The organism is Streptomyces sp. NRRL B-24572, from assembly GCF_002156145.1.
In the GTDB taxonomy this organism is placed as follows: domain Bacteria; phylum Actinomycetota; class Actinomycetes; order Streptomycetales; family Streptomycetaceae; genus Streptomyces; species Streptomyces vietnamensis.
The window spans coordinates 1-852 of the sequence record NZ_MWIG01000753.1; the positions used below are offsets into that span (position 1 = coordinate 1).

At 71.4% G+C, this 852-nt stretch carries 2 protein-coding genes; one reads left to right on the forward strand and one right to left on the reverse strand.

All coding sequences use genetic code 11. The features are described 5' to 3' along the window. Positions 1-431, forward strand: a 431-nt coding sequence (locus CCN56_RS35110; protein ID WP_143664720.1) for a PASTA domain-containing protein, incomplete at its 5' end; no start/stop codon positions are given. Between the two features lie 102 nt (positions 432-533). Here CCN56_RS35110 and CCN56_RS43980 read toward each other — a convergent pair. After that, positions 534-852 (reverse strand): hypothetical protein (locus CCN56_RS43980; protein ID WP_218779482.1); only part of this gene is annotated, 319 nt, incomplete at its 5' end.

The window sequence follows — 852 nt, forward strand, 5'->3', positions numbered from 1 at the left end:
TCGTCGGCGCGATCGCCGTCGCGCTGCTCGCGATCGGCGGCCTGCTCGTCGCGCTCAACCTGAACAAGGACGAGGACCCGCAGGCGGGCGGCACGGGCGGCACGCAGACACAGGAGAGCCAGTCGGCGGCCCCCGGGCACAAGGGCCCCGACCTGACCAAGACGATCGACACGAAGAAGTGCACGCAGCCTTCGGAGTCGGCCGACGACCCCTCCAAGTTCGAGGTCCCGAACTTCACCTACAAGAACATCCAGTCGGTGAAGGACTGCATCCAGGCGGCCGGGTGGAAGCTCATGACGCAGACCCCGGTGGACGAGGCCACGTACGGCGAGGGCACGGTCCTGGAGCAGTACCCGCCGGCCGGTGAGGACATCACGGACAAGGACGCCGAGTTCACCCTGAAGATCTCGACGGGCAACCCGCCGCAGTAGTCACCAGGACCGCCGTACGCCCCCTGCCCCGTCCCGGATGCCGGAAATCTTCCGGCATGTGACGCTGAGTTGAACATCTCGCCGGCTCGGTACGGGAGGGGGTCACCCGGTGACTCCAACACTCCGCAGGGCACGCGCGAGGGCCCTGCGCCCCGCGCTCACCTGCGCGTTCACCTGCGCTTGCGCCTTGTACGCCGCGCCTCTCGGGTACGCGCAGGTCGGGTACGCGCACCCCGGGTCCACGTCTGTGGGGTACGCGCACCCCGGGTCCACGTCCGTCGAGCACGAACCCGGCAGGCACGCGCCCGTCGGGTCCACGTCCGTCGAGCACCCGGCGGAGGCGCCCGGCACCTCGGTGGGCACCGCGGCTCCGACGCCCGCGGCGAGCCCGTCCTCCGCCGCGCCCTCGGCGACCGCGCCG